At 51.5% G+C, this 25,278-nt stretch carries 21 protein-coding genes; 10 read left to right on the top strand and 11 right to left on the bottom strand.

Going from position 1 to position 25,278, the window contains the following annotated elements; all coding sequences use genetic code 11:
- The first annotated feature begins 78 nt into the window (after positions 1–78).
- A complete protein-coding gene (locus ACR02O_RS09200) occupies positions 79–2,409 on the top strand; it encodes a TonB-dependent receptor (protein WP_494523240.1) in 2,331 nt (776 codons plus the stop codon).
- A gap of 30 nt (positions 2,410–2,439) precedes the next feature.
- Here ACR02O_RS09200 and ACR02O_RS09195 read toward each other — a convergent pair whose 3' ends face one another.
- The 3 genes from ACR02O_RS09195 to ACR02O_RS09185 are packed head-to-tail and all read right to left on the bottom strand — an operon-like array spanning position 2,440 to position 6,940.
- On the bottom strand, positions 2,440–2,985 hold the full coding sequence (locus tag ACR02O_RS09195) for a DbpA RNA binding domain-containing protein (protein ID WP_494523239.1): 546 nt from the start codon (positions 2,983–2,985) through the stop codon (positions 2,440–2,442).
- Between the two features lie 6 nt (positions 2,986–2,991).
- Positions 2,992–4,278 (bottom strand): peptidylprolyl isomerase, encoded by a 1,287-nt coding sequence (locus ACR02O_RS09190; protein ID WP_458136959.1) that lies wholly within the window; start codon positions 4,276–4,278, stop codon positions 2,992–2,994.
- A gap of 7 nt (positions 4,279–4,285) precedes the next feature.
- On the bottom strand, positions 4,286–6,940 hold the full coding sequence (locus ACR02O_RS09185) for an LPS-assembly protein LptD (RefSeq protein WP_494523238.1): 2,655 nt from the start codon (positions 6,938–6,940) through the stop codon (positions 4,286–4,288).
- Positions 6,941–7,197: 257 nt separating this feature from the next.
- On the opposite strand from ACR02O_RS09185, the gene ACR02O_RS09180 reads away from it, so the two are divergent.
- Positions 7,198–8,199 carry an aminoglycoside phosphotransferase family protein gene (locus tag ACR02O_RS09180; protein ID WP_458136957.1) on the top strand — a complete coding sequence of 334 codons (1,002 nt, stop codon included), beginning with the start codon at positions 7,198–7,200 and terminating at the stop codon, positions 8,197–8,199.
- Complete coding sequence (gene murU, locus ACR02O_RS09175; protein WP_458136956.1) at positions 8,196–8,894, top strand: N-acetylmuramate alpha-1-phosphate uridylyltransferase MurU; 699 nt, start codon at positions 8,196–8,198, stop codon at positions 8,892–8,894. Before ACR02O_RS09180 ends, murU begins: the two co-directional genes overlap by 4 nt.
- Here the strand turns inward: murU and hemJ are convergent.
- The 6 genes from hemJ to pyrC all read right to left on the bottom strand — a co-directional run bounded on the left by hemJ (position 8,891) and on the right by pyrC (position 13,955).
- Positions 8,891–9,316, bottom strand: a complete 426-nt coding sequence (hemJ, locus tag ACR02O_RS09170; RefSeq protein WP_458136955.1) for a protoporphyrinogen oxidase HemJ — start codon at positions 9,314–9,316, stop codon at positions 8,891–8,893. The two genes, murU and hemJ, sit on opposite strands and share 4 nt — an antisense overlap.
- Before the next feature lie 17 nt (positions 9,317–9,333).
- On the bottom strand, positions 9,334–9,786 hold the full coding sequence (locus tag ACR02O_RS09165) for a DUF4124 domain-containing protein (RefSeq protein WP_458136954.1): 453 nt from the start codon (positions 9,784–9,786) through the stop codon (positions 9,334–9,336).
- 127 nt (positions 9,787–9,913) lie between these two features.
- Positions 9,914–10,285, bottom strand: coding sequence for a lipid-A-disaccharide synthase N-terminal domain-containing protein (locus ACR02O_RS09160; RefSeq protein ID WP_033155518.1), 372 nt, complete (start codon positions 10,283–10,285; stop codon positions 9,914–9,916).
- A gap of 47 nt (positions 10,286–10,332) precedes the next feature.
- Positions 10,333–11,058 (bottom strand): glycosyltransferase family 2 protein, encoded by a 726-nt coding sequence (locus tag ACR02O_RS09155; RefSeq protein WP_458136953.1) that lies wholly within the window; start codon positions 11,056–11,058, stop codon positions 10,333–10,335.
- Positions 11,059–11,134: 76 nt separating this feature from the next.
- Positions 11,135–12,712 carry an ArnT family glycosyltransferase gene (locus ACR02O_RS09150; protein ID WP_458136952.1) on the bottom strand — a complete coding sequence of 526 codons (1,578 nt, stop codon included), beginning with the start codon at positions 12,710–12,712 and terminating at the stop codon, positions 11,135–11,137.
- 205 nt (positions 12,713–12,917) lie between these two features.
- Positions 12,918–13,955, bottom strand: a complete 1,038-nt coding sequence (gene pyrC / locus ACR02O_RS09145) for a dihydroorotase (protein WP_458136951.1) — start codon at positions 13,953–13,955, stop codon at positions 12,918–12,920.
- A 113-nt stretch (positions 13,956–14,068) separates the two neighbouring features.
- On the opposite strand from pyrC, the gene ACR02O_RS09140 reads away from it, so the two are divergent.
- The 3 genes from ACR02O_RS09140 (at position 14,069) to ACR02O_RS09130 (ending at position 16,735) form a co-directional block, all read left to right on the top strand.
- Positions 14,069–14,332 carry an FmdB family zinc ribbon protein gene (locus tag ACR02O_RS09140; RefSeq protein ID WP_026603920.1) on the top strand — a complete coding sequence of 88 codons (264 nt, stop codon included), beginning with the start codon at positions 14,069–14,071 and terminating at the stop codon, positions 14,330–14,332.
- A 90-nt stretch (positions 14,333–14,422) separates the two neighbouring features.
- A complete protein-coding gene (gene aspS, locus ACR02O_RS09135) occupies positions 14,423–16,213 on the top strand; it encodes an aspartate--tRNA ligase (RefSeq protein WP_494523237.1) in 1,791 nt (596 codons plus the stop codon).
- Between the two features lie 246 nt (positions 16,214–16,459).
- Complete coding sequence (locus ACR02O_RS09130; protein WP_101054934.1) at positions 16,460–16,735, top strand: hypothetical protein; 276 nt, start codon at positions 16,460–16,462, stop codon at positions 16,733–16,735.
- A gap of 90 nt (positions 16,736–16,825) precedes the next feature.
- On the opposite strand, the gene epmA is transcribed toward ACR02O_RS09130, so the two are convergent.
- Positions 16,826–17,803, bottom strand: a complete 978-nt coding sequence (epmA, locus tag ACR02O_RS09125; RefSeq protein WP_494523236.1) for an EF-P lysine aminoacylase EpmA — start codon at positions 17,801–17,803, stop codon at positions 16,826–16,828.
- Positions 17,800–18,369 carry an elongation factor P gene (efp, locus tag ACR02O_RS09120; protein WP_033155525.1) on the bottom strand — a complete coding sequence of 190 codons (570 nt, stop codon included), beginning with the start codon at positions 18,367–18,369 and terminating at the stop codon, positions 17,800–17,802. The genes epmA and efp overlap by 4 nt, the downstream gene beginning before the upstream one ends.
- Positions 18,370–18,442: 73 nt before the next feature.
- Between efp and epmB the strand changes: the two genes are divergently transcribed.
- From epmB to ACR02O_RS09100, 4 genes are all read left to right on the top strand, one after another.
- Entirely contained in the window at positions 18,443–19,429 is a 987-nt protein-coding gene (gene epmB, locus ACR02O_RS09115) for an EF-P beta-lysylation protein EpmB (RefSeq protein WP_494523235.1), read from the top strand.
- A 99-nt stretch (positions 19,430–19,528) separates the two neighbouring features.
- On the top strand, positions 19,529–23,527 hold the full coding sequence (locus tag ACR02O_RS09110) for a PAS domain-containing protein (RefSeq protein WP_494523234.1): 3,999 nt from the start codon (positions 19,529–19,531) through the stop codon (positions 23,525–23,527).
- 4 nt (positions 23,528–23,531) lie between these two features.
- A complete protein-coding gene (locus ACR02O_RS09105; protein WP_033155528.1) occupies positions 23,532–24,455 on the top strand; it encodes a diguanylate cyclase domain-containing protein in 924 nt (307 codons plus the stop codon).
- Positions 24,456–24,544: 89 nt separating this feature from the next.
- Positions 24,545–25,270 carry a sulfite exporter TauE/SafE family protein gene (locus tag ACR02O_RS09100; RefSeq protein ID WP_020485298.1) on the top strand — a complete coding sequence of 242 codons (726 nt, stop codon included), beginning with the start codon at positions 24,545–24,547 and terminating at the stop codon, positions 25,268–25,270.
- Positions 25,271–25,278: the final 8 nt, after the last annotated feature.

The following is a 25,278-nucleotide window of genomic DNA, read 5'->3' as shown; positions in this document are numbered from 1 at the left end:
CTTTTTATTGCCGACAATGGAACCCCCGGCCCTGCTTGTTTACCATGCCGCTTTTGTTTTGTATTCTCAGGTAAATTTATGAAAAAAGTTGCGCTCGGCGTGCTGCCATTGTTCAGCATGCTGCCCTTAGCCGAAGCCATAGCCGCGGAAGTTGCGACCAATCTGGAGGAAGTGGAAGTTGTGGCGGTAACGCCTTTACAATTCGGCGGCGTCGATATCAATAAAATTCCGGCGAACGTACAAACAGTGTCAGCCGAAAAATTGCAGGAAGCCCAAGCCCTGTCTCTGGCGGACTACATGAACCGCTATCTCGGCAGCGTCAACATCAACGATGCGCAAAACAACCCCCTGCAACCCGATGTGCAATACCGCGGCTTCAGCGCGTCCCCGCTGATGGGCTTGCCGCAAGGCCTGGCAACGTATGTCAACGGTATTCGTTTCAATGAACCGTTCGGCGACATGATCAACTGGGACTTAATCCCTAACGGCGCTATACAGAATATGAGCCTGCAACCGGCATCGAACCCGGCGTTTGGTTTGAATGCGCTGGGTGGTTCAATCAACATCAACACTAAGACCGGTTTCTCGGCACCCGGCCACAGTTTCGAAGCCCAAGGCGGCTCCTGGGACCGCCATTCCGAAGAACTCACCAGCGGTTGGAACAACGGCACCTGGGGCTATTTCCTTGATGCCAAGTATTTCAACGAAAAAGGCTGGCGCGCCCACTCCCCGAGCGAAGCCAAACAAGGCTTCGGCACCCTGAGTTGGCGCGGAGTCAAATCCGGCCTGGACTTAAGCATCGCCGGCAGCGACAACACCTTGCGCGGCAACGGCGCCCTTCCCCAGGAAATGCTGGCATTCGGCCGTGATCAAGTATTTACGCATCCCGACATTACCCGCAACCGGATGATGCTGGTGTCGCTGGCCGGCGATACCTGGCTGAACGACCACAATCAATTATCCGGTACGATGTACTACCGCCGGAATAAGATCGGCACCTATAACGGCGATGGTAGCGAATTTGGCGAATGTATTGATGAAGGCGCTGGCGAGGACAACTTTTTGTGCGCCGAATCCGGCGGCGAGTTGGACGATGAGGGCTTGTTCGATCTAGGCGGCAGTAATATAGCTGCCTCACCAGCGGTCGAGGGCGGCACCATCAACACTTCCAGCACGCTACAGCAATCGTTCGGCTTCGCCTTGCAAAACGCTTTCGACCACAAAATATTCGGCCGCAACAACCATCTGGTAGGCGGGGCCAGTTTCGACCACGGCAACGCCCGCTATCACGCCGACACCCAGCTGGGTTCGTTAACCGCTGATCGCGGGGTGTCCGGGGGCGGGGTATCGTTGCAAGACGCCCATGTCCGCCTGACTACCGAGACCGATCATTACGGTGTATTTTTGACCGACACCTATTCCTTGACCGACAAACTGGATCTGACCGTCTCCGGCCGTTACAACCAATCCCATATTAAACTGCGCGACCATGTCGGCGACGACCTGAACGGCTCGCACTCATTCGACCGCTTCAATCCGGCGGCGGGTCTGACCTACGCCTTCATGCCGGAATTGACCTTTTTCGGTAACTACAGCGAATCGTCGCGGGTGCCGACACCGATGGAGTTAAGCTGCGCCAACCCGGACGACCCTTGCCGTTTGCCGAATGCTTTCGTATCCGATCCGCCTCTCAAGCAAGTAGTCGCCAATACCTTCGAAACCGGGGTGCGCGGCCGGTTGAAAAACTTGCTGCCCGGCTACATGGACTGGAATTTGGCTTTATTCCGCACCATCAACAATAACGACATCATCTTCAAGAGCACCGGCGGTGTCGGCAGCAATGTCGGTTATTTCGACAATGTCGGCTCTACCTTACGCCAAGGTGTAGAAGTGGGATTGGCGGGTAATTTTTACGAGCGCTGGCGCTGGTCTAGCCATTACACCTATATCGATGCCAGCTTCGAAACGCCGTTTCTGGGCAGCAGCCCCAACAATCCGCTGGCGGATGGCGACGGCAATATCCAGGTACAGGCCGGCGACAAGCTACCCGGCATCCCAGCCCATCAGTTCAAGTTCAGCACCGAATTCGACATCGTCTCCGCCTGGACTCTGGGAATGGATATGAATTACAACAGCTCGCAATATCTGCGCGGCGACGAAGCCAATTTGACGGCCAAGCTGCCGGGATTCGTCGTATTTAATTTGCGTAGCGAATACCGCTTCAACAAAAACGTCGCGCTGTTCGGTAAAGTGAGCAATTTGTTCGACCGCCAATATGCCAATTTCGGCACCTGGGGCAATACCGGGGATGTACTTGACGGCGTGGGATTGCCAGGCGACCAACAAAGCCGCTTCGTTGGGGTCGGCGCACCGCGCGCCGCTTGGATAGGCATTCGCCTGACGATGTAGTCCAAACCTGGACGAGGAAAACGGCTGAAATTAGCCGTTTTCCTCGTCCAGCTGATTGTTGTTACGGGTTTGCCTGAATTTATTCGGTTTGATGCGTTTGATGTTGAGGCGATGCGGTCCTATGGACGCTTCGGTCAATAACTGAAAAATATCCGCCGGCATGCCGTCCGGTAACTCCACCAACGTATACGTATCGCGAATGTCGATCCTGCCAATGCGCTTTTTATCGACGCCGGACTCTTCGACCAATACCGCTTGAATATCGTCGCGACTGATTTGGTGCTGGCTGCCGACGGCCAGGCGATAACGTACCATTTTGCCGTTTGCATGCGAACCGCGACTGTGAGGTTGCGGTAGAGGAACCAACAACCTGGGCTGCTGAGTATGCGCGGGATACAGGTTTGGTTGGCTTAGGTAAACCAAGGCCGCGGCGCAAGTCAATAGGTCTATATCCAATTCGGCCGCGGTACGCTGAATCAGCTCCCGTTGCTGGGTCAGGTCTTCTTCGCTGACTATGCACTGCAAGCGCCTTTTAAACTTATCTTCCTTACGACTTTCGGCAGAGAAAGCGTTCATAGGGCCTTACAATCTATCCAGATCGATTTCCACAAAAGCCTCGTCGCGCAAGCGCCGCAACCATAATTCGGTTTCTTCCTCGATTTTACGTTTACGGATTTCCTCGCGAATCTTGTCTTTTTTGAATTGCTCGCTGTTGTCCTGATTTTCGCGCCCCAAGACCTGGATCATGTGCCAACCGAACTGGGTTTGCACCGGCTGGCTAATCTCGTTAATCGCCAACTTGTTCATCGCTTCCTCAAAAGGCGGCACTAATGCACCCGGACCCACCCAATCCAGCGAACCGCCGTTAATCGCCGAGCCTTTGTCGTCGGAATGCGCGCGCGCCAAATTGGCAAAATCGTCGCCGTCATTGATCCGTTCTCTCAGCGCTATCAAACGCTTCTGCGCTTCGGCGTCGTCCACCAATTCATTGGTCTTGATCAGAATGTGCCTGACCTTGGTTTTGGTAACGATATGCTGTCCGGCACCCTCAGTTTCCAGCATTTTAATGATATGAAAACCGCTGGGACTGCGGATCGCTTCCGAGACATCGCCTTGATTCATCGTCGTCACGACTTCCGTGAACAGGGATGGAATCTGGCCGATGCTGCGCCAACCCAAGTCACCGCCCTTCAAGGCGTTATCGTCGTCGGAGACACTAACCGCAACTTGTTTGAAATCCTTGCCGCCGCGTAAATCGGCGATGACTTGATCGGCCTTGTCCTTAGCTTTTTGAATCGCGGAGGCCGAAGCCGCTTCCGACACCGCAATCAGAATATGCCCCAAATGATACTGGGAATTGCTCTGGCCGGCTTTGCTCTGCGTTTCCATGTAATGCAACACTTCGGCATCTGTAACTTTGACCCGCGAACCGATTTCCCGACCACGTAGCTGGTTGATGATGATTTCGTTGCGGAGATTATCTTCGAACGCTTTGTAGTCCATGCCTTGCTTGGCCAACTCGTTACGAAAACTTTCAACAGACAGGCCGTTCCGGCTGGCTATATCAGCAACTGAAGTGCTGAGCATTTCGTCGCTGACCTGTACGCCCGATTTAGCCGCCAGTTGCCGTTGCAACTTGTCGACCACCATGCGTTCCAACACCTGTTTGCGCAGCACATATTCGGGAGGCATCGTTACATTGTTACTCCGCAATTTACTGACGATGGCCCCAACTTCGTTATTCAGTTCGCGTTCCAGAATCACATCTTCTTCCACCACCGCCACTATCCGGTCCAACACCTGGGCCTGACCCGGAGCCATGTAAGCACACAGGAGCAAACAGAAAATCACTAACCAATTTTTTATCATGCGTTGCTTACTCAAAATAGCTGGCTTTGCGATAGCCTTTCAGGTTGGTTTGCAGGAAGGTATCGACATTGTCACCGAAGCTGGACAGACCTTTCAGTTCCAACTGTACGAAAAACGCCGTTTCCGGTTTGGTGCTAGGATCGATAAAGGCGATGGTATTGGCACCGTTGATAAAGCGCCTGCCCAGAATACGGAAGCGCCAGCAACAGTTTTCCCGCTCCACGCCAATGAAACTTTCCGTGGTTTTATCGAAATTCAAAGAGTACTGCCAGCGACCGAAGCCGTACCATTCGCCAAACAAAGGTAAGCGGAACGATACGTCGGTTTGCGAGATGGTTTGTAAGCTGTCCAAGGGGTTACGACGGTACCGATAGCCGAGGTTCACAATCTGGTTCGGTTGCATATTGTATTTTAACGCCACCTGACCGCGCGCGAAGCCGTTGGCTTCCGGATCCCACTGGGTACCGGTCATATACGACCAATGTTTACTGAATTGGCCACTCAGTTCTCCAACGAAATTGGAGGTATTACTGGTCTCAATCGGCTGGCCAGGCATCGTCACGGTTCTGTCCTGGAAATACATAATCTGTCCCAGACTGACTTTTAAAGGCTCCAAACCGGTATTGGAATCGATAAACCGCGAAACGGTGGCCAGCGTGATCTGATTGGCGTCCTGAATCCTGTCCCCACCAGCGAAACGGTTTTCCCGGAACAAGCTGTAAAAATTGGTATCGTACAGAGCGGTATCGAAGACCGGAATATTGCTTTGATCCTTGCGCGGGATATACAGGTAAAAGGCCTGCGGCTCCAAGGTGTGCAGATACTGCGAACCACCGAAATTAAGGTCTTTTTCGAAATTCATACCGCTGCTAACCGAGAAGATCGGCAAGGTCCGGCTAATAGTACTGGGCTGCCCGGCTAAGGTTTGGTTGCTCAATTGATACTGCGTGTATTGCCCTGTGATTCTCGGGATGAAATACCCGGCGCTACTTTCCAATGGCAAGCTGAGTGACGGGGCAATATTAATCCGCTGACCGTTAACCAGATCGGTGTGATAAAAATGGGTGAACTCGTTATTCATCGCCAGCGTAACCGGCAAACCTTCAAACGCATGCGCCACGTTGAAATTGACGCGAGGCAGCATATCGTAGGGCATCGCGGCATCGGGAATGGTTTTATCCACCGATTGATAATGATATGCCCCCACCGACAAACCTAGAGCGGTGCCGGCAACAGCCCCGCCGTAACTCAGTAATGCGGTACTGGGCAAATAACTGGTATTTTGGAAACCCAAGGCATTGTTCAAGTCGTTGAAATAGGTTTTGTCGGACACATAATTCAAATCCAACAAGGAATTTAAACCGGGTAGCAAACTGGTTTGATCCTTCCAGCTTGCCGAGTAACGGGCCTTGTTGACCAATTGATCGTTGGGCATATATTCCGCAGAAAACGTACCTCTGGATATATCGGTCAGATAGCGGAATTTATTACGTAATTGCTCGCCACGCTTGGTCATGTAACGCGGCGTGACGATATCGTCGAAGTTGGGGGCGATATTCCAATAAAACGGCACGGAAACGTCAAAACCGTTCCGCTGTGTGTTACCCCAAGTTGGCGCCAATAGGCCCGACAGGCGGCGATTGTCGGTAGGAAAGGAAATATAAGGCGTGTACAGCACCGGTACGCCTTTAAATTCCAGCCAGGCGTTTTTCGCTGAACCTTGTCCGCTGTCCCGGTTAATTTTCATCCGCGACGCATGCACAATCCAGTCCTGGTTGCCCGGCGCACAACTGGTAAACGCGGCATCGTTATAACGCGACAAGCCTTTACTCTCGCGATAAACCACTTCGGCATTGCCGCGAAACGGCGCCTCCGCGACGATAAATTGCGCCTTGCGCAAGCGTGCTTCGTCTTTACCCAGGCTCAACGAGGCGGTCTCGCTGGAAAAAGCCAGCTGGTCTTCGCTGTATAACACGCTACCTTGTGCGTCCAAGGTTTCGGCAACCGTATCGTAACTGGCCTTGTCGGCAACCAAATGCTGATCCGCGCGCACCATATCCACATTACCGGCAAAATTAAGCACTTCGCCGTCGAACACTTCCGAAAAATCGGCATTAATATCGGTAGTTGCTGCATCGCGGACCTCGGCGGAGGTGGCTCTGATTTTGCGCTTTTTAGCGCCCCACACTTCACAGCTTTGCCAAGGATCTTTATCAAACTCGGCCCGTAAGGTTTGAAAATCCCGCTCTTGTTTGCGATCAAAGGTCGGCGTAAGCCAAGACGAACCGGACTCATCACTGCCGCTGCCTTCGGCTACGACATGGGCCTCGCCTTTCGGATCGGCACCCACCAGATTACAGTTCCAACCGCTCTTATCATCACCGGTTTTGCAAGTCCAACCGGGCACTTTGCCGGTGTTGGCATTGGCTGTCTCGGTTTTGGGCTCGACTTTTTCCAGCACCGGTTTTTGATTTTCAGTGACTTTAACCCGCAACTTTTGTGGCTCGGCAACAGCTTTTTCCACCGCCTTTTCAACCACCTTAACTTTTTCCGGCTCCGATTCCGGTTTGATCGCTTGCTGAACCGGCGCAGGCACGACGGGAACAGGCGGCTGCGCGACTGTTTCCGGCTGGGTTTGGGCGGGCGGGGTGGGTTTAATCACTTGCGGCTGAGCAGTTGGCTCGTTGCCAGCAGGTGTTTGATTTAGACAAGTCCATTCGCCATTTTTGGTTTGCTCACAATTCCACGCCGCATTATTGGCAGCAGAGGCGACGCCCGTAAAAAACAATAATGCTGAAGAAATTGTATAAAACCGATAATTCATGTCTTGGCGAATGCGGCTAAATTGACTTAGCGGAATGGAAATCGAATAAAATGCTTGTCATCATTTTACCTTAGGTTGACCCGCAATTAATAAAAATGTACGTTTCCAGCTCAGACCGCCGCTTGGCGGAGCTTGTCGATTGGCTCAATAACGACGTCGCTCTCGATATACAACAAATCACCCCGGCTTCCAGCGACGCTAGCTTTAGGCGATATTTCCGAGTTGAGCACCGGGACGGCTGCCACATTGCCATGGATGCACCACCGGACAAGGAAAATACCGAACCGTTCGTACGCATCGCCGGATTGCTGAAACCGAGCGATATTCATATCCCGAATATCTATCAACAGAATAGCCGACAAGGTTTTCTGTTGCTGGAAGACTTAGGCTCCACAAGCTTTCTCGACCGCTTACAAACCGGCGATGCAGAACTGTTGTATCGACAAGCCATGGACAGCTTGTTCAAATTGCAAACCGGCGTAAATCCGCTCGATTGCGGCTTGCCGGTTTACGACAGCGCTCTGCTACTGCGGGAACTCGGTATTTTTTACGAATGGTTTTTGGAAAAACTATTGGGCATTACGATTCCCCATACGCTCGCGACATCTCTCAACGCTATCTTGATCGATTCGGCACTTGAACAGCCGCAAGTCTGCGTGCACCGCGACTTCCACTCGCGCAACCTGATGGTGCTGGAACACAACTCACCGGGCGTTATCGACTTTCAAGACGCCGTCGTCGGCCCTATCAGCTACGATTTGGTGTCGCTGCTGCGCGACTGTTACATCGCTTGGCCCGAACAGCAAGTCATCAGCTGGGCCCAGCAATATCATCAACGCCTGTTGTCAGCCGGACTGCTGAAAGCCGATTTCAATCAATTCAAACGCTGGTTCGATCTGATGGGCATGCAACGCCACCTGAAAGCCGTTGGTATTTTCGCCAGACTGCATCTGCGCGATGGAAAATCCGATTATTTGGCCGACATTCCACGCACCTTGGCTTATATCACCAGGGTTTGCGGGCTCTATCCCGAGTTAACCGAGATGCAGCGGTTTCTGCAAGAACAGGTGCTGCCGCGTGTCGAGGCATCTGCATGAAGGCAATGATTTTAGCGGCCGGGCGCGGCGAAAGAATGCGGCCCTTGACCGACCACACCCCCAAACCCTTATTGAAAGCCGCCGGTAAGGCGCTGATTGAATACACCCTGGAAAACCTGGCACACGCCGGCTTTACCGAAATCGTCATCAACATCGCCCATCTAGGCGCGCAGATTAAAGACTATTGTGGAGATGGTAAGCGCTGGAATGTTTCGATTGAGTATTCAGATGAAGGCGAAACCGCGCTGGAAACCGCCGGAGGCATTGCCAAGGCCCTGCCTTTACTGGGCAATGAGCCGTTCCTGGTGCTTAACGCCGACATTATTTGCGATTATCCCTTGGCCAACTTGCGAACCCAAGCCATTGATCTGGCTCATTTGGTGATGATCAATAATCCGCCGCATCACCCGGAAGGTGACTTTTCGCTGAATGCCGACGGTGTATTGTCGGAACAAGGTTTAAACAAACTCACCTTCAGCGGCATCGGCGTTTATCACCCCAAGTTGTTTGCCAACATCCCGGTCGCCCCGTTAAAACTGAGACCGGTGTTAAACCTTGCCATGCAACAACAGCGGATTAGCGGCGAGAAGTTTTCCGGCCTGTGGATGGACATAGGCACACCGGAACGCTTGGCAGAGCTGAGTGAGCATCATTCACGCCTCAGGGGCCGACATGCCGCGGATGGCATGTATTAGAAAGGTTTGACGACGGCCAGCAAAATTATGGCGACTAAAAACAATACCGGAATCTCGTTGATCCAGCGGAAATACACATGCGAATGCCGGTTGCGATCATGCTTGAAATCCAGCAGCCATTTGCCGCAAAACACATGGTAAACCACCAGCAAGCCCAACAAACCCAACTTTAGATGTAGCCAACCGCTGCCGGCATATAGCATCCAGGCATAATCGCCCAACATCCACACACCAAAGATAAAGGTACAAATCATGCCCGGCGTCATGATGCCGTAGTACAGTTTGCGTTCCATGACTTTGAAGCGCTCGTTGCTGATACTGTCGTCGCTCATTGCGTGATAAACAAATAACCTGGGCAAATAAAACAAGCCGGCAAACCAGGTCACCATAAAAATCAAATGTAAGGCTTTTAACCAGAGCATGAGGTTCCCGAGACTGACTAACGTAAAATTTCGGTGGTCACCGGCGCGGGCATGCCCGGTAACGCGGTGGGAGGCGCGACAATCAACACCCGATTACTGTTTTGTTGCGCTTGTCTTTCCAAAGCTGCCGCTTGACGTTGTTCCGCTTCAACTTGCTGCTGCTGAGCAATCGCACTTTGCTTTAGGGCATTTGTCGATTCGGTTTGGTTTTTCAGTATCGCATCGCGTCTTTCAGCTTCCAGTTTGGCGGCTTTGGCAGCTTCCTGTTCGTTTTGCAGGGCTTCCAGCTTGGCTTTGGCCGCTGCCTCTTGCGCTTCATTGGCTTGAATATCCAACTGCACGGTCTTATCGCTGGTTTGGCAAGGCTTGGCTTGATAAATGGTTTTGCCGTCCTTGCCGATACATTTAAATACTTCCGCGCTTGCCGAGTGATAACTCAGAACCATCGCCAGCATAATTAACACCCTCATCGCACACCTCGCCAAAACGCCATTTGCACGGGCCATAGTTTAGGGTAAAAATTCAGTCTGTTTTCAATAGTTAGGAAAAATCCTTGCGCCAAAATAGCTTATGTCGTTATCCGGCTAGTCAAATCGATTAGGTCCCCAGATCTTGCTCGGTCATCTCCGCCAACGCATCGCGATGTTCGCGGCGAATTAATATTAGGTTTCTGGCATACACAAAAGTACCGGGCAATTGACCCAGAATAATCACGGGATCCACTCGGTGAATACCGTAAGCCAATACGATGACCCCGCCCGACAAACTGAAATACCAAAAACTTACCGGAATCATGCTCTTCTGGTGCCGCTCGCTGTGTATCCATTGCACGATAAAACGCATCATGAACAAGGTCTGGCCCACCAAACCGATGCTGAGCCAAATGATGTCATTCGAGTCCATGATGGATAAGTGGTGCTGCCATTTATCCGCCAAATGCGTAAAAAAATAAACGATTCCATTTTCCATGTTAACGACTCCTAAAATACTCCGGAACAAACGGGTTGAACCAGCAACTAGCCACGCTGAATCTCGCTGACAATCGGCAGGCTATGGCGTTTTTTCAACCAAACCACGCCTAGCAAGTCGACGATGCCAACCAGCGCCCGATCCAAGGTTCCGTACTTCGATGTGCCAAAATTTCTCGGCCTATGATTTACTTTTACGGAAATGACATTCCCGCCCGCCATCCGGATTAACGCCGGCAAGAAACGGTGAATATGATCAAAATAAGGCAAGGCCAAAAACTTATCGCGCAGAAATAACTTCAAGCCGCAACCGGTATCCGGCGTGGCGTCATGCAAAATTGACTGCCGCACCGCATTGGCAAATTTAGAGGAAAACTTGCGCCAACCGGTATCGTTGCGCTTATGCCGAAAGCCGGCCAGCATCCACAATTGGCTGTCGTTTTGCTCGCGCCAGGCCGCGACCAGATGGGGTATATCGGCCGGATCGTTCTGGCCGTCGCCGTCCAAGGTGGCAATCCATGGGTAACGCGCCGCCGACACCCCGGTGTGCACTGCACGGCTTTGTCCGCAACTGCGTTGATGCGTCAGCACGCGCAGAGTCGGATATTGCTGCATTGCACCTTGCAGTTTTAGGCCGGTGTTATCGGTACTACCGTCGTCCACAAAAATCATTTCATAGGTTTCCCCATCGCCCAGCGCACGATGGATTTCCTCGATCAGCAATTCGACATTGTCCGTTTCATTGTGAACGGGGACTACTACGGAAATCTTCATATCTTGGTAAAAGTTGAAAAAGTTGTGAATTGTATCAAACGCTTATACACGGATAAGAATTTTGTACAGGTTTGAGTTATAGGGGCTTGACATCAGCAGCCTGCCCCGCGCGCCGAAATACCAGCCAATATTCCCGATGCGGCAGTAGATATACGACGTCGCTAGGCTGGTTTTTTTCCAGGGAAATCAAATAACCGTCCGCATGCTGTGCCGCCCAATCGGCAAGCCGTTCAGCAGATAAAACCAGCAGTGGCTGGATTAATCGCCCCAAGAAATTGAATTGCCCTTGGTAATTGCCAACATAGACATAAGGAATATGCTGATCGTTAAAGCTTTTCACTTTTAACGCAGCGGGTTGCAGGTCGTATGCCGGGCCGGCATAACGAAAGAAAAATATAAATCCGACAAAAATTGCCGCCACCAACGCAGTCGAGATTGCCGCAACCGACAACGTGCGCTTAATCCAAACCAATAGCGCCAACATCATGGCAATAGCCAACACACTCAAACCCCATGCCGGCTGCACAGTCTGAACCCAGTTCAATTTCGACAAACCCGGTACCTTGGGCAGATAAACTAAAAACACCCCGATTGCGCCGAACAGCAATGGCAGCAACCACTCGCCGCCCAATCTCGGCTTTTGGGTATTCGCCACCACCCTGGCTACCAACAACGCAAACGCCGGCAACATCGGAATCAAATAATGAATCTGCTTGCTGGGCAACAGCGAGAACACCACAAAGGTTGATACCAGCCACACCAGACAGAAACGTAGACCGCGATCATTAAAAAATCGGCTGCCGCGCAAAATGCCCCAGAAATGCGGCCAGAACAACCAGGGGAACAAAAACATCGGTAAAAAAGGCAGATACCAAAACAGCGAACGGGTATGGATTTTGGTGCTGACTGCGCGATCAGCGGTCTGATGCCACAATATCGCGTTGGCGTATTGCTCACCACCGGCAATGGCAGCCGGAATCGCCCAAACCAGGGCTATCGAAACTCCAATCAAGGCCGCGATCAACAAACCAGCACTCCAGCGACTGAACACAATCGAACGCGGAGCCCAAACAGCAACCAAAATTGCGGTAGGGATTAGATGCAAAAAAACCACAGGCCCTTTACTTAGAATACCGAACCCCACTGCTGCCGCAACCAGCACCCAACCCTTGCGCTCATCGCCTTGCACAACCTCCAGCAAGCCGAGCATTCCCAACAGCACCCAGCTAGTCAGCAGAATATCAAACATGATAGACGTGGCGAATAAGGTCCACAGCAAGGTTGCAATCAAGACCCACGGCGCAGCCATTGCTACCGCAGTTTGCTCCGGCCAAAGTTTTTCCGCCAATTTTCGCGTCAGCAACAGATTTGCCAAAGCAGCCAACGGCCCGACCAAACTCGGCCACCACTGATTAACGCCGAATATCCACCACCCGGCGTGAATCAGCCAAAATAATAAAGGCGGTTTATGGCTGTAGGTTTCGCCATTCAAATACGGCACCAGGAAGTCGCCGCGCAGCCACATCTCCCAAGCCACACTGAGATAGCGCGTTTCATCGATGGGAATGGTCGAGCGAAAATAAACGCTTGCGGACAACAGCAGCCAAAGCGGCAGGATGCCCCAGCGGTAAATCAGTTTATCGGGTATGGTCATTTTTCGAGAAAATATCGATTCGGGGCATGGGTCATCCAAGCGACCAGAATCACGCCAGCGTTATGACAAAAGCTTAAGCCAATTTCATGCCAACACTATTACAGCCGACAAAGCCCGAGACATCTCAAGCCGACATCAAAAGGCCGAGAGGATCGGTTGAAACAAACCGTTAAGCGGGTTGAATTGCCCCACTTATCACAAGGGATCAGGCGGCCACTAAGCGCCATGGCAAACTCTCTCCAGCCCGTAATGGGGTAATAGTGTCATCGGTATTGGCATAGGCTTCCGGCACGATCCAGGCTTGTTTTTCCAACGTAACGCTCGCAGAGTTGCGCGGCAAACCATAAAAATCCGCACCATAAAAACTGGCGAAGCCTTCCAGCTTGTCCAGTGCGCCAACCTGTTCGAAAGCTTCGGCATACAATTCCAATGCCGCATGCGCGCTGTAACAACCGGCGCAACCGCAGCTATTTTCTTTCAAGCCGGTCAAATGCGGCGCGCTATCGGTACCAAGGAAAAATTTGGGATTACCGCTGGTAGCCGCTTTTATCAAGGCTTGGCGATGATGCTCGCGCTTTAAAATGGGCAAACAATAGTAATGCGGCCGGATACCGCCCGCCAAAATGGCATTGCGGTTATAGAGCAAATGCTGTGGGGTAATAGTCGCGGCGATATTCTCGGATACAGCTTCGACAAATTGCACCGCTTCCTGGGTCGTCAGATGCTCTACAACGATGCGTAGTGCCGGAAATTGCCGGGTGAGCTTGCTTAACTTGTTATCGATAAACAGTTTTTCGCGATCAAAAATATCGTATTCCGCATCCGTCACTTCACCGTGGATTAACAGCGGTACGCCGTGTTGCTCCATCGCCGCAAATAAAGGATAAGCCGCTTCAATGTCGGCGACACCGGCATCGGAATTGGTGGTTGCACCGGCCGGATATAGCTTGAAGGCATGAACATGCTCGGCATCGGCCACCTTTTTGATTTCCTCAACGGAGGTACTTGCCGTTAGATACAAAGTCATCAAAGGCTGAAACGTGGAGTCTGGCGGCAAAGCGGCCAAAATTTCCTGCCTGTAAAGCAAAGCCTGCGCGACCGTGGTGACCGGGGGTTTTAAATTCGGCATGATAATGGCGCGACCGAACTGCCTGGCAGTATGCCCGATCACCGTTTTTAAAATACTGCCGGTTCTGACGTGCAAATGCCAATCATCAGGTTGGCGAATGGTCAATTTATCCATAATCTCCGGGCGTTTTCATTTAAAATAGCTAGTTATTCTAACATTAAGGGCCTTGAAAATTTAAAACCCCGCCCTTAGTAAGCCGATTTAAACACTTTCAACTGGAGAAGCAGATGCCTATTTACGAATACCAATGCAATGCTTGCGGACATGAACACGAAGCCCTGCAAAAACTGGGTGCAGAGCCCTTAATCGTTTGCCCGGCCTGTAATGAAGCGGAATTAAAAAAGAAAATTTCCGCAGCGGGATTTCGTTTGAAAGGCGGCGGCTGGTACGAAACCGATTTTAAAAGCGGCAACAAGAAAAACGTCGCCGGCGAAAGCAAAGCCCCGGAAAAAGCCAGCAGTTGCAGCGGCTGCCCGAACCATAACCATTAGGAAACCCTTGGTAGCTGCCAGTTTTTGTAAAATGACTGGCACTTCCTAATTTTTACCTACCCCCGTATTTTGATTAACCCGAGAACAACTATGCGTAGCCACAAGTGTGGAGAATTGAACACCCAACATCTAGGTCAAACCGTTGCCCTGTGCGGCTGGGTACATCGTCGTCGTGACCACGGCGGCGTTATTTTTATCGACTTGAGAGACCGCGCCGGCTTGGTGCAAGTGGTGTTCGATCCCGATATGGCCGAAAGCTTTGCGATTGCCGAGCATGTGCGTAGCGAATACGTGCTGCGTATCGAAGGTATCGTCCGAGACCGGCCTGAAGGCACGCATAATCCCAATATGTCCACCGGCCAAATTGAAATATTGGGTAAACACATTGAAGTTCTGAACGAAGCCGAAACCCCGCCGTTCCCTCTGGAAAGCGACATCGACGTCAACGAGGAAACCCGTTTGCGTTTCCGTTACATCGACTTGCGTCGCACCGCGATGCAGCAAAAAATGAAGGTGCGCCGCGATGTAACCCGCAATCTGCGCCAATACCTGGACGATCACGAATTTTTCGAAATCGAAACACCGTATCTGACCAAGGCTACACCAGAAGGTGCGCGCGATTACATCGTACCCAGTCGTACCCATCAAAATTCGTTCTTTGCTTTACCGCAATCGCCGCAGCTATACAAACAGTTGCTGATGATTGCCGGCATGGACCGCTATTACCAAGTCGTGCGTTGCTTCCGCGACGAAGATTTGCGGGCTGATCGCCAGCCGGAATTTACTCAGCTGGATATCGAAACGTCATTCATGAACGAGCAGGAAATCATGGCGGTGATGGAAGAAATGATCCGCCGCTTGTTCAAGGACATAATCGACGTGGATTTGGGCGACCAATTCCCGGTCATGAGTTATGCCGAAGCCATGAATCGTTACGGTTCGGATCGTCCTGACCTGCGCATCCCGCTGGAATTGGTGGATATAGCCGAGGAAATGAAAGGTGTGGACTTCAAAGTCTTCTCCGGCCCCGCCAACGATCCAAACGGCCGCGTCGTGGCAATGAAATTGCCTGAAGGCGGCGACTTGAGCCGCAGTGTGATCGACGATTTGACCAAATTTGTCGGCATTTACGGCGCAAAAGGCTTGGCCTATATCAAAGTCAACGACTTGGCGGCCGGCGTCGAAGGCTTGCAATCACCCATCGTGAAATTCGCCCCTGCTGATGTCTGGGCCAAAGTTATGGCAAAAGTTGGCGCTCAAAACGGCGACCTGATTTTCTTCGGTGCCGACAAAGCCGGCATCGTCAACGAAGCGATGGGCGCACTGCGCGTCAAACTCGGCCTGGATCGCAATCTGATTACCGGTCCCTGGAAACCGCTTTGGGTCGTGGACTTCCCGATGTTTGCCTGGGACGAAAAAGCCCAACGCTACACCGCGATTCACCATCCGTTCACCGCGCCGAGCTGCTCGGTGGAAGAGCTGGTCGCCAATCCCGGCACCGCATTGTCGCGCGCTTACGACTTGGTGTTGAACGGCACCGAAGTTGGCGGCGGTTCGATCCGGATCAACCGCACCGCGATGCAGCAAACCGTATTCGACATTCTGGGTATCGGCTACGAAGAAGCCCGCGAAAAATTCGGCTTCCTGCTGGATGCCTTGAAATACGGCGCACCACCACACGGTGGTATCGCCTTTGGTTTGGACCGCCTGGTGATGTTAATGACCGGCGCCAGTTCGATCCGCGACGTCATTGCATTCCCGAAAACCCAGACTGCCGCCTGCCCGCTGTTCAACGCTCCAGCTTTAGTCAGCGAAGAACAATTAAAAGAATTGGGCATTAGACTCCGTACCCCTGCCGGCAAAACCGAAAAACAGGATTAAAGCAATTACCAGGGCGGACTAGATTGTCCGCCCTTTTTCCCTGCCAAGCTTACTACCCGAATATCTTGCCAGACTGCTAACCAAGGTATTGATATACGTCAAAAAACCCCACTAAATACCCGTTGACTTTTTTTGTCAAATTGATAAGTTAATCACGTTGTTTTTATTAAATAACAGATCCCGGTTGCGGATCTTCGCATGGCATAAGGATTACCGCCCAACACTCCGAATGAGGAGGGGGATGCTATGAATAAAATAACTCCACATCTACTTCGCGATTTGAACGCCACCCTTCCTGAGGGTGCAGAGTGCTATCTGTGCGGCGCAGTCAGAAGAGCGCTACACCATTACCGCAAGGGTCGCGAACCCGTGGCCTACCTAGACAAAGATCAAGCTCTACCGGTGCTAGCCCATCGCCTTGGCCGCGGCCTTAGACGCTTTTTCGTAGACGACATACAAACAGCGCTAGATGCTGCAGACCATCCGGACCAGCAAAAAAGCTCGCTCAGCTGGCCCTACTAAATAAATCGATTAATCGTTTTTAGGGACACCTACCGACTACATCCCCCTTCGACGAAGGGGGAGTTTTTTCAAGCCTTTCAACATTGAGCCTCAAACGCGGACCGGAAAAGCCAGCACATCACTGATAGACTCGCTGCCCAGAGCAATCATCAGCAGCCGATCCAAACCAATTGCTACCCCGCTGCAATCCGGCAAACCGAATTTCAATGCCTGCAAAAATGCTTCATCTTTGCTAACTACCGGCAAGTCATGGCTTAGCCGATAAGCAATTTCCTTATCAAAACGTGCCTCCTGTTCAACAGGATCGGCCAGCTCATAAAAGCCGTTGCCCAACTCCACACCGTTGATGAACACTTCAAAACGCTCACTGATCATTGGATCATCGACATGCAGACGCGCCAGCGAAGACTGTATCGCCGGATAGCTATGCAGCAAATAAATCGTATCTTTATCCATCGTCCGCTGGACACAATGGCTAAAAATAAAATCCAGCCACAAGGCATGATCGTCGCCGCATAGGTCGACAGCCTCCGGAAGCGCATTCGCAGCCGCATAAGCCCGATAGTCGCTGATGCAAAATGCCAAGGGATCCAAGCCGGTGGCGTCCAAAAATAGTTGTTGGTAGCTGATTTGTTTGGTTGACAATGCGGCATGAAAAGGTTGCAACAACTGCAACAATAATTCGGCGACTTCCGCCATCAATTGCCGCAAATCGTAGCCGACCCGATACCATTCCAAAATCGTGAATTCCGGATTGTGGTAGCGCCCGGCTTCGCCGTTCCTAAAGGCCTTGCAGATCTGATAAATACTGCCGCTACCAGCGGCCAACAGCCGTTTCATCGCGAACTCAGGCGAGGTTTGCAGAAACAGGGTGGGCTGGCTGGGGGGGAAGTTAAACTGGCTGCTGAAAAAATCCAGCTGCGGATCGGTACCGGTGGCTGGGCACAATAGCGGCGTCTCGACTTCCAACACATCCCGTGCCTCGAAAAAACGCCGTATCGCCGCCAGCATTTGCGCGCGAGTGCGCAAATGCACCAGTGGGCAGCTCGGCTGCCAGCTTACCGTCACTCTTTGACGCGGGAGACGTATTCGCCGGTTCGGGTATCGACTTTAATGACTTCGCCGATTTGCACAAACAAGGGTACGCGCACCACGGCACCGGATTCCAGGGTTGCCGGTTTACCGCCACCGCCGGATGTATCGCCCTTCAGACCGGGATCGGTTTCGGTGATGGCCAATTCTACGAAATTGGGCGGGGTAACCGATAACGGTGAGTCGTTCCACAAGGTCATCGTGCAAATATCTTGCTCTTTCAGCCATTTAATGGCATCGGACACCGCATTTTTATCGGCTTGGTACTGCTCAAACGTATCGGGCACCATGAAATGCCAGAATTCGCCATCGCTATACAGATACTGCATTTCTTTATCAACGACGTCCGCACCTTCGACGGTATCGCCGGATTTAAAGGTACGTTCGATGACGCGGCCGGTTTTCAGATTTCTGATCCTGACCCGATTGAACGCCTGCCCCTTACCCGGCTTCACAAACTCGTTTTCGATAATCGAACAAGGGTCGTTGTCCAGCATGATTTTCAAACCGCCCTTGAACTCGTTGGTGCTAAAAGTCGCCATTTTTTCCTCGTGAAACAAATAATAGTCGGACGATTATAATGGATAAGATTTTTAATCGGAAACCGGAGCAGCATTGAACACCCAAACCGCCGGCTGGCAACAGGCGCTGGCCGACGCATTTACCAGCGTCGAGGCCCTTTGTGACTATTTGAATATTTCAACAGACAGCGTGGCATTGCTGCCGGATTTCAAAGCCTTTCCGCTCCGTGTGCCGCGCGGCTTTGCTGATTGCATGCGCCGCGGCGATCCAAATGACCCCTTGCTGAGACAAGTGCTGCCGACTCAGAACGAACTGATCGACTATCCGGGCTACAGCCATGATCCGGTAGGCGACCTAGGCGCGGTCGCCGAAGCAGGCATCATTCATAAGTATCACGGCCGGGTATTGTTGATCAGCACCGGCGCTTGCGCAGTGCACTGCCGGTATTGTTTTCGGCGCAATTTCCCTTATGCGGAGTTGCAGTTGTCAACGCAAAAAATTCAACAAGCGCTTAGCTACATCATTAGCCATCCGGAAATCAGCGAAGTCATCCTCAGTGGCGGCGACCCCTTGCTGCTAAATGACGAAAAACTCGGCCAGCTGTTGGCGCGGTTAGGTGAGATTGAACATGTCAAACGTATTCGCATTCATAGCCGAGTGCCCATCGTGTTACCAATGCGCATCACCCAACCACTGCTCAACTTTTTCTCCAGCCTGTCGCAACAAGTTGTGATGGTATTTCACGCCAATCATGCGAATGAGCTGAGTGCTGCCGTTGGAGCTATTTGCGGCGATTTACGCCGCCACGGCATCACTTTATTGAACCAAAGCGTTCTGCTAAAGGGAGTTAACGATGCCGGCCGCACTCTCTGCGAACTGAGCGAAAAGCTATTTGATCTGGGGATTTTGCCTTACTACCTGCATTTGTTGGACCACGCCAGCGGCACCGGTCATTTTGAAGTATCCGAAATCGCCGCCCGGCAATTGCTCGAAGATATGCAAAGCCATCTACCCGGTTATCTGGTTCCCAAACTGGTTAAAGAACAGGCCGGAGCAGCCTATAAAATCCCAATTTGCTGAGCACCGGACAGTTTTCCGGCGACATGGATTCACATTTACCGATACCCGGTCTAAGATTTTTCCCGTCCCTCCCGGCCAGATCCCCGACATCAGCAAACTATGACAGATAAACTTGCCAATACTGCCAATCAGATACGCCGGTTCGTGCTGGTCGCAGTGTGTTTACTGTTGATAGGTGGGATTACCGTTGTGCTCTATCAAAACATAAACGGCACGAGTGAGCTGACCAAAATATTGATAGTTTTGCTGCCCGGACTGGCTGTCTTGTTGATTTTTAGCGAACTGCTGTCAAATCGGCAAATTTTATCCTCCGGACTGACACCCATCGGCGACTTTTACGACCATCTCGCCCAATCCGCCATCGTGGTCGATAATCAGGGGATTATTCGCCATGCCAACCAGGCAGCCGCTTTGTCGGTGGGCAAGTCCCCGGCGGAATTAGTCGGACAAACCATACACGCCTGGTTTCACCCGACCCACCATGCCGAAACAGAGTGCCCCTTATGCCAACATATCATGGCCGGCAAGGCTATGCAGGCCAGCGACTTTGCCTTTCCAAATCAAACATGGCAGCAAATCTCGCTTACCCGTCTGTCCACACATAACAACAGCGAATTAATTCAGTTCCATATCGACATCACGCCGCGAAAACAAATTGAAGAACAATTGGCCCTGGTCATAGACGGCGCCCAGCTAGGCTACTGGGATTGGAATTATCTAAGCGGCGAACATTCCGTGAATCAACGTTGGCTGGACATGTTGGGCCTCAGCCATGACGAGCTGGATAACTATGTCAGCGACTGGGACAAACGCCTGCATCCGGACGACAGACAACGAGTGAAACAGTTCGTTGCCAAACATATAGCCTCCGACCGCCCCTATGTCGTGGAATTTCGCATGCGCCATAAACTCGGCCATTGGGTATGGATACAAGGCTCCGGCGCCGTTGTCGCGTACGATCCGGTCAGCGGCGCTCCAAGCCGGCTATGCGGCACGCACCAAGACATCAGCGTGCGTAAACAGTCGGAGCATAATCTGCAACGCGCCTATCAAATTATCAGCCAGAGCGCGGCAGTGGTATTGAAATGGAATAATTCCGAAGGATTACCGATAGAATTCGCCACTGAGAACGCCCGCCAGCTATTCGGCCATAGTGTCGAACAATTGATTACAGGCAATCTGTTTTATCTCAACCTGATCCATCCTGACGATGTCGGGGTTTTCCTTCGCGAGATAGCCACCTGCCGCAACGATCCGGACTGTTCCGAAATAGCGCATCAACCCTATCGGATCGTCGCCCAAAACGGCGGCATAAAATGGGTGCAAGACCGCAAGATGGTGGTGCGCAACGAGCAAGGCAAGATTATCGACTATCAGGGTCTGGTGAGTGACATCACTCAGCAGCGCCAGCAATCCAGTGTGATTAGGAATATCGTCTCCAGCAACCTGCCGCAAAGTGCCGCGTCGCTGCTGGATAATCTGACACTATTGACCGTGGAAACCCTGGGAGCCGATTTTGCATTAATTGCCGAAACAACGGGCAATGGGCGTGCCCGTAGCCTATCGCTTTGCGCAAAAGGCAAAATTGTCGGTAACCGCGAATTCAGCCTGGATAATTCGCCTTGCCGCGAGGTGGCCGCCGGCACTATTTGTTGTGTCGAACATAATGTAGCGGAACGATTCCCCGACGCCGACTGGCTGCGACGCCAACAAATTCAAGGTTATCTGGGCATTCCATTACACGACAAACAACAAAATAGTTTCGGATTTATCTCGGTATCCTACTGTCGGCCGATTCCCGATACTACCTTTGCCACAGACACCCTGAAATTATTCGCGTTGCAAATTACCGCCGAACTGGAACGCAGCCGTGCCATCAATGCACTGCAAGACCAAAAACAGCGCTTACTGGATGCACAAAGTATTTCCCATATCGGTGATTGGCATTGGCATTTGCCGGACAATCACTTTAGCTGGTCGGACGAAATGTATCGGATCACCGCAACCAGTAAAGCTGTTTTTACCCCCAACTTTTCCAGCATTTTAAGCACGCTGATTCATCCGGACGACCAAAGCTTCTTCAAAACATCGATGCAAAACGCGATCAGTAGCGGCAGTCTCGATTTCAGACATCGGATAGTGCTCGGTAACGACCAAATTCGTCATGTCCACCAACGCGGACAAGTTATTCGCGACGTTAATGACAAACCCACTGGCGTTCAAGGCACCATGCAAGACATCACCGACCGCCTGCAAACCGAGCAACGGCTGTTGGAAGCCAAGCAGCAGGCAGAACAGGCAACACGGGTAAAATCGGAATTTCTCGCCAATATGAGCCACGAAATCCGCACGCCGATGAATGCCATTATCGGCTTGGTTGAATTATGTCTGAACAGCAGCATCTCCGCCAAACAGCGCGACTACCTGGAAAGAGTGGAAACCGCCTCGCGCTCGTTGATGACCATCATTGATGACATTCTGGATTTTTCCAAAATGGAAGCCGGAAAAATGCAACTGGAATCCGTACCTTTTCTATTGGAAGAAATGCTGGACAAGGTGTTTTCCACGATGTCGGAACTTTGCGCCAGCAAAGGCATAGCCTTGATTCGCCCACCTAAGACGCTAACTTTTCTCCCGGTGATCGGCGACCCGCAACGGCTAAGGCAAATTTTTATCAATCTGATCGGGAATGCGATCAAATTTACCGAACATGGCGAGGTAAGAGTCACGCTCACCGAACTTAAGCGCTCTGCGCAACAGACTTGTTTGCAGTTTAGTATCAGCGATACCGGCATCGGCATGAATGCAGAAAAACAAGCCAAACTATTCCAGGCGTTCAGCCAAGGCGACAGTAGCGTCACACGTCATTACGGCGGCACGGGCTTGGGCCTGATCATTTCCAAACAATTGGTTGAACAAATGGGCGGAACGATAAGCGTCGCCAGCCAAGAAAACCTAGGCTCGACATTTACCTTTAGCGTCAAACTGGGCATTACCAGCCTTGCTTCGATACGCAATGCGCAATACCAACAAAAGCTTCCCCTCGATACTGGGAAATTGCAACATATCAGCGGCGCCCGAATATTGCTGGTTGAAGACAACGAAGTGAATCGAATTGTGGCCATAGAGTTGCTGGAACAAGCACATTTGCAAGTCGACGTGGCCGAAAACGGCGAAATCGCCTTGGGCAAACTGCAACAAACCACTTACGACTGCGTGCTAATGGATGTGCAAATGCCGGTGATGGATGGCTATCAAACCACCAAACAACTACGAACACTCCCCGGCTGTCAAACCTTGCCGGTCATAGCGATGACCGCTAACGCGATGAGTAATGATCGCAACAAATGCTTTCAAGCCGATATGGACGATTTCATCAGCAAACCGATATTACCGGAAACGCTTTACGCCACGCTGGCAAAATGGATCAAACCGCGAGCCGACGGGATACCCCAGACCGATCCCAACAGCGAACAGTTGGAAAGCAATCCGCTTCCTTATCTGTATGGCATAGACACCTCCGCCGGCTTACAACATACGGCCGGGAATCTTGCCGTCTATCGAAAAGTGTTACTAAAATTTGCTGAAAACCATGCGGATACCATGAACGAAATCGGCCAAGCCTTCATACATAACCAGTACGACAAGGCCTGTCAATTAGTCCATACTTTGAAAGGCTTAGTCGGCTCCCTCGGGGCGTTACAATTGCAAAGCCACTTAGTACGGCTGGAAGAGTCGCTAATCGATTTCCGCGCCAATATTGCCGACGTACCGTATATCGATAGTAATATTGCCGCCACAACACTGGAGATGAGCAAGGTTATCAGCAGTATCAACAGTAATTTGGCCAACAGCGAAAGCCACAGCGACGGTGAACCGCGCTACTCGACACTGGAAACTCGGCAACAGCTGGCCATATTGATTGATAAACTGCAAACCTTCGATTCCGACTCAGACCAGCAACTTGAGCGGATTATGCGCCATATCGATGATAAAGCTCTGCTGCAAATCTTATTGCCCATCAAAAAACAAATTGCCAATTACCAGTTTGTAGATGCCGCGCAAGCTCTCAACCACATACTGGAACATCGGATATAGGAAAATGGAAAGTAGAAACACGCATACCATTCTGGCCGTGGATGATAGCCCGGAAAATCTGGATCTTATCAAGAATATTCTCGAACCCCATTACACGGTAAAAGTAGCCGTGCATAGCGAACTGGCGTTACATATCGCCACCAGCCAGCTTCCCGATCTGATCCTACTGGACATCATGCTGGACGACATGGATGGTTATGAAATATGCCACCAGCTCAAGTCGTCGGATAAAACCCGCAATATTCCGATTATTTTTCTGACCGCTAAACACTCGGAAGAAGATGAGGTACACGGTTTTCGAATCGGCGGTAGCGACTACATCACCAAACCGTTTTCGCCATCGATTGTTTTAGCAAGAGTACGCACTCAAATACAACTAAAAACTAAATCCGATTTATTGGAAAAACTGGCATCGCTGGATGGACTGACCGAGATACCCAACCGCAGAGCGTTTGACGCCGCCCTGGAACGCCAATGGAACCAGTCCAAACGCACCGGCATGCCGCTCTCGTTGTTAATTGCCGATATTGACAATTTCAAACAATTTAACGACTACTTTGGCCACCCTATGGGCGACGAGTGCCTGAAACGGGTGGCGCGTGCGTTACAAACCATTACCCACAGACCCGAAGACTTGGTAGCAAGATTGGGCGGTGAAGAGTTCGCCATCCTGCTTCCCAACACCGACAGCATAGGCGCCCTGATGCGTGCCGAGCAGTACCGCGAAGCCATAGAGAATCTGAAAATACGGCACACACAGAACAATCCCAACAATTTCGTGACCATATCCCTCGGGGTTGCGACGCTACAGGCCCACACGTTCGACGACGTTGCCAGTTTATTGAAAGCAGCGGACGATGCGTTATATCAGGCCAAGCATCAAGGGCGGAATCGTATCTGCGCGAATAACTTGTCCAACGGCAGGTAGTTTAGAGATCTGCGCGTCGTTCCCGTTTCCGAAAGCGTCTATAATCCCCGCTAATCCACTCGATACCTTATTACCTCGGCTTTTTGTTTATGCATCTTTACCTCGACTTTAATGCTTCCTATCTTGCCGCGTTTGTAATGGGTTTATTCAGCAGCCTGCATTGCATAGGCATGTGCGGCTCCATTATCGGCACCCTGACTTACAGCCTGAAACCCGAACTTCGTAACGATAAACGCCGTCTGTTCGGCATCGTGCTGAATTACAACATCGGTCGGGTTCTCAGCTACGCGATGGCCGGTGCCTTGGTTGGCGTGCTGGAGGCCTTCTTAACTTTACCTTTTGCTCAAGGCCAAGCGCACAGATTTTTGCAACTCCTCTCCGCCGTGGTGATGGCGGGTGCAGGGCTTTACCTTGGCGGCTGGTTTCCGTATTTTGCCTATATAGAAAAAATGGGCGCACGCTTCTGGAAACTGATCGAACCATTCGGCCGCCGATTGATTCCGGTACAAAACCGCACCCAAGCTTTGTTGTTTGGTATGGTGTGGGGCTGGCTACCCTGTGGCCTGATTTATACGGCATTGGCACTAGCAGTTACCACGGGGAGCATTACCCACAGCGCGCTCACGATGTTAGCATTTGGATTGGGCACTTTACCTGCCGTAATGGGTGTCGGTATAATGACCTCATTACTGGCGAGGCTTTCGAAAATCCGGCACTTTAAACACGCGGTGGCAGCCTTGTTTATTATCTTTGCGCTATTGGCAGCCTTCCCATGGCTCTATCCGATGCGCGTTGAACACATCATGACGTTTTGAGAGGTTTT

It is taken from the genome of Methylomonas sp. PHL2-19 (assembly GCF_059331595.1).
Note: the sequence above shows the minus strand (reverse complement) of the source record. Positions and strands in the feature narration are given on the sequence as shown.

What these genes read in the sequence shown, in the direction of transcription:
- ACR02O_RS09200 (WP_494523240.1), top strand. Translation starts at nt 79, where the DNA reads ATGAAAAAAGTTGCGCTCGGCGTGCTGCCATTGTTCAGCATGCTGCCC.
- ACR02O_RS09195 (WP_494523239.1), bottom strand. Translation starts at nt 2,985, where the DNA reads ATGAACGCTTTCTCTGCCGAAAGTCGTAAGGAAGATAAGTTTAAAAGG.
- ACR02O_RS09190 (WP_458136959.1), bottom strand. Translation starts at nt 4,278, where the DNA reads ATGATAAAAAATTGGTTAGTGATTTTCTGTTTGCTCCTGTGTGCTTAC.
- ACR02O_RS09180 (WP_458136957.1), top strand. Translation starts at nt 7,198, where the DNA reads ATGTACGTTTCCAGCTCAGACCGCCGCTTGGCGGAGCTTGTCGATTGG.
- murU (WP_458136956.1), top strand. Translation starts at nt 8,196, where the DNA reads ATGAAGGCAATGATTTTAGCGGCCGGGCGCGGCGAAAGAATGCGGCCC.
- hemJ (WP_458136955.1), bottom strand. Translation starts at nt 9,316, where the DNA reads ATGCTCTGGTTAAAAGCCTTACATTTGATTTTTATGGTGACCTGGTTT.
- ACR02O_RS09165 (WP_458136954.1), bottom strand. Translation starts at nt 9,786, where the DNA reads ATGAGGGTGTTAATTATGCTGGCGATGGTTCTGAGTTATCACTCGGCA.
- ACR02O_RS09160 (WP_033155518.1), bottom strand. Translation starts at nt 10,285, where the DNA reads ATGGAAAATGGAATCGTTTATTTTTTTACGCATTTGGCGGATAAATGG.
- ACR02O_RS09155 (WP_458136953.1), bottom strand. Translation starts at nt 11,058, where the DNA reads ATGAAGATTTCCGTAGTAGTCCCCGTTCACAATGAAACGGACAATGTC.
- ACR02O_RS09150 (WP_458136952.1), bottom strand. Translation starts at nt 12,712, where the DNA reads ATGACCATACCCGATAAACTGATTTACCGCTGGGGCATCCTGCCGCTT.
- pyrC (WP_458136951.1), bottom strand. Translation starts at nt 13,955, where the DNA reads ATGGATAAATTGACCATTCGCCAACCTGATGATTGGCATTTGCACGTC.
- ACR02O_RS09140 (WP_026603920.1), top strand. Translation starts at nt 14,069, where the DNA reads ATGCCTATTTACGAATACCAATGCAATGCTTGCGGACATGAACACGAA.
- aspS (WP_494523237.1), top strand. Translation starts at nt 14,423, where the DNA reads ATGCGTAGCCACAAGTGTGGAGAATTGAACACCCAACATCTAGGTCAA.
- ACR02O_RS09130 (WP_101054934.1), top strand. Translation starts at nt 16,460, where the DNA reads ATGAATAAAATAACTCCACATCTACTTCGCGATTTGAACGCCACCCTT.
- efp (WP_033155525.1), bottom strand. Translation starts at nt 18,369, where the DNA reads ATGGCGACTTTTAGCACCAACGAGTTCAAGGGCGGTTTGAAAATCATG.
- ACR02O_RS09110 (WP_494523234.1), top strand. Translation starts at nt 19,529, where the DNA reads ATGACAGATAAACTTGCCAATACTGCCAATCAGATACGCCGGTTCGTG.
- ACR02O_RS09105 (WP_033155528.1), top strand. Translation starts at nt 23,532, where the DNA reads ATGGAAAGTAGAAACACGCATACCATTCTGGCCGTGGATGATAGCCCG.
- ACR02O_RS09100 (WP_020485298.1), top strand. Translation starts at nt 24,545, where the DNA reads ATGCATCTTTACCTCGACTTTAATGCTTCCTATCTTGCCGCGTTTGTA.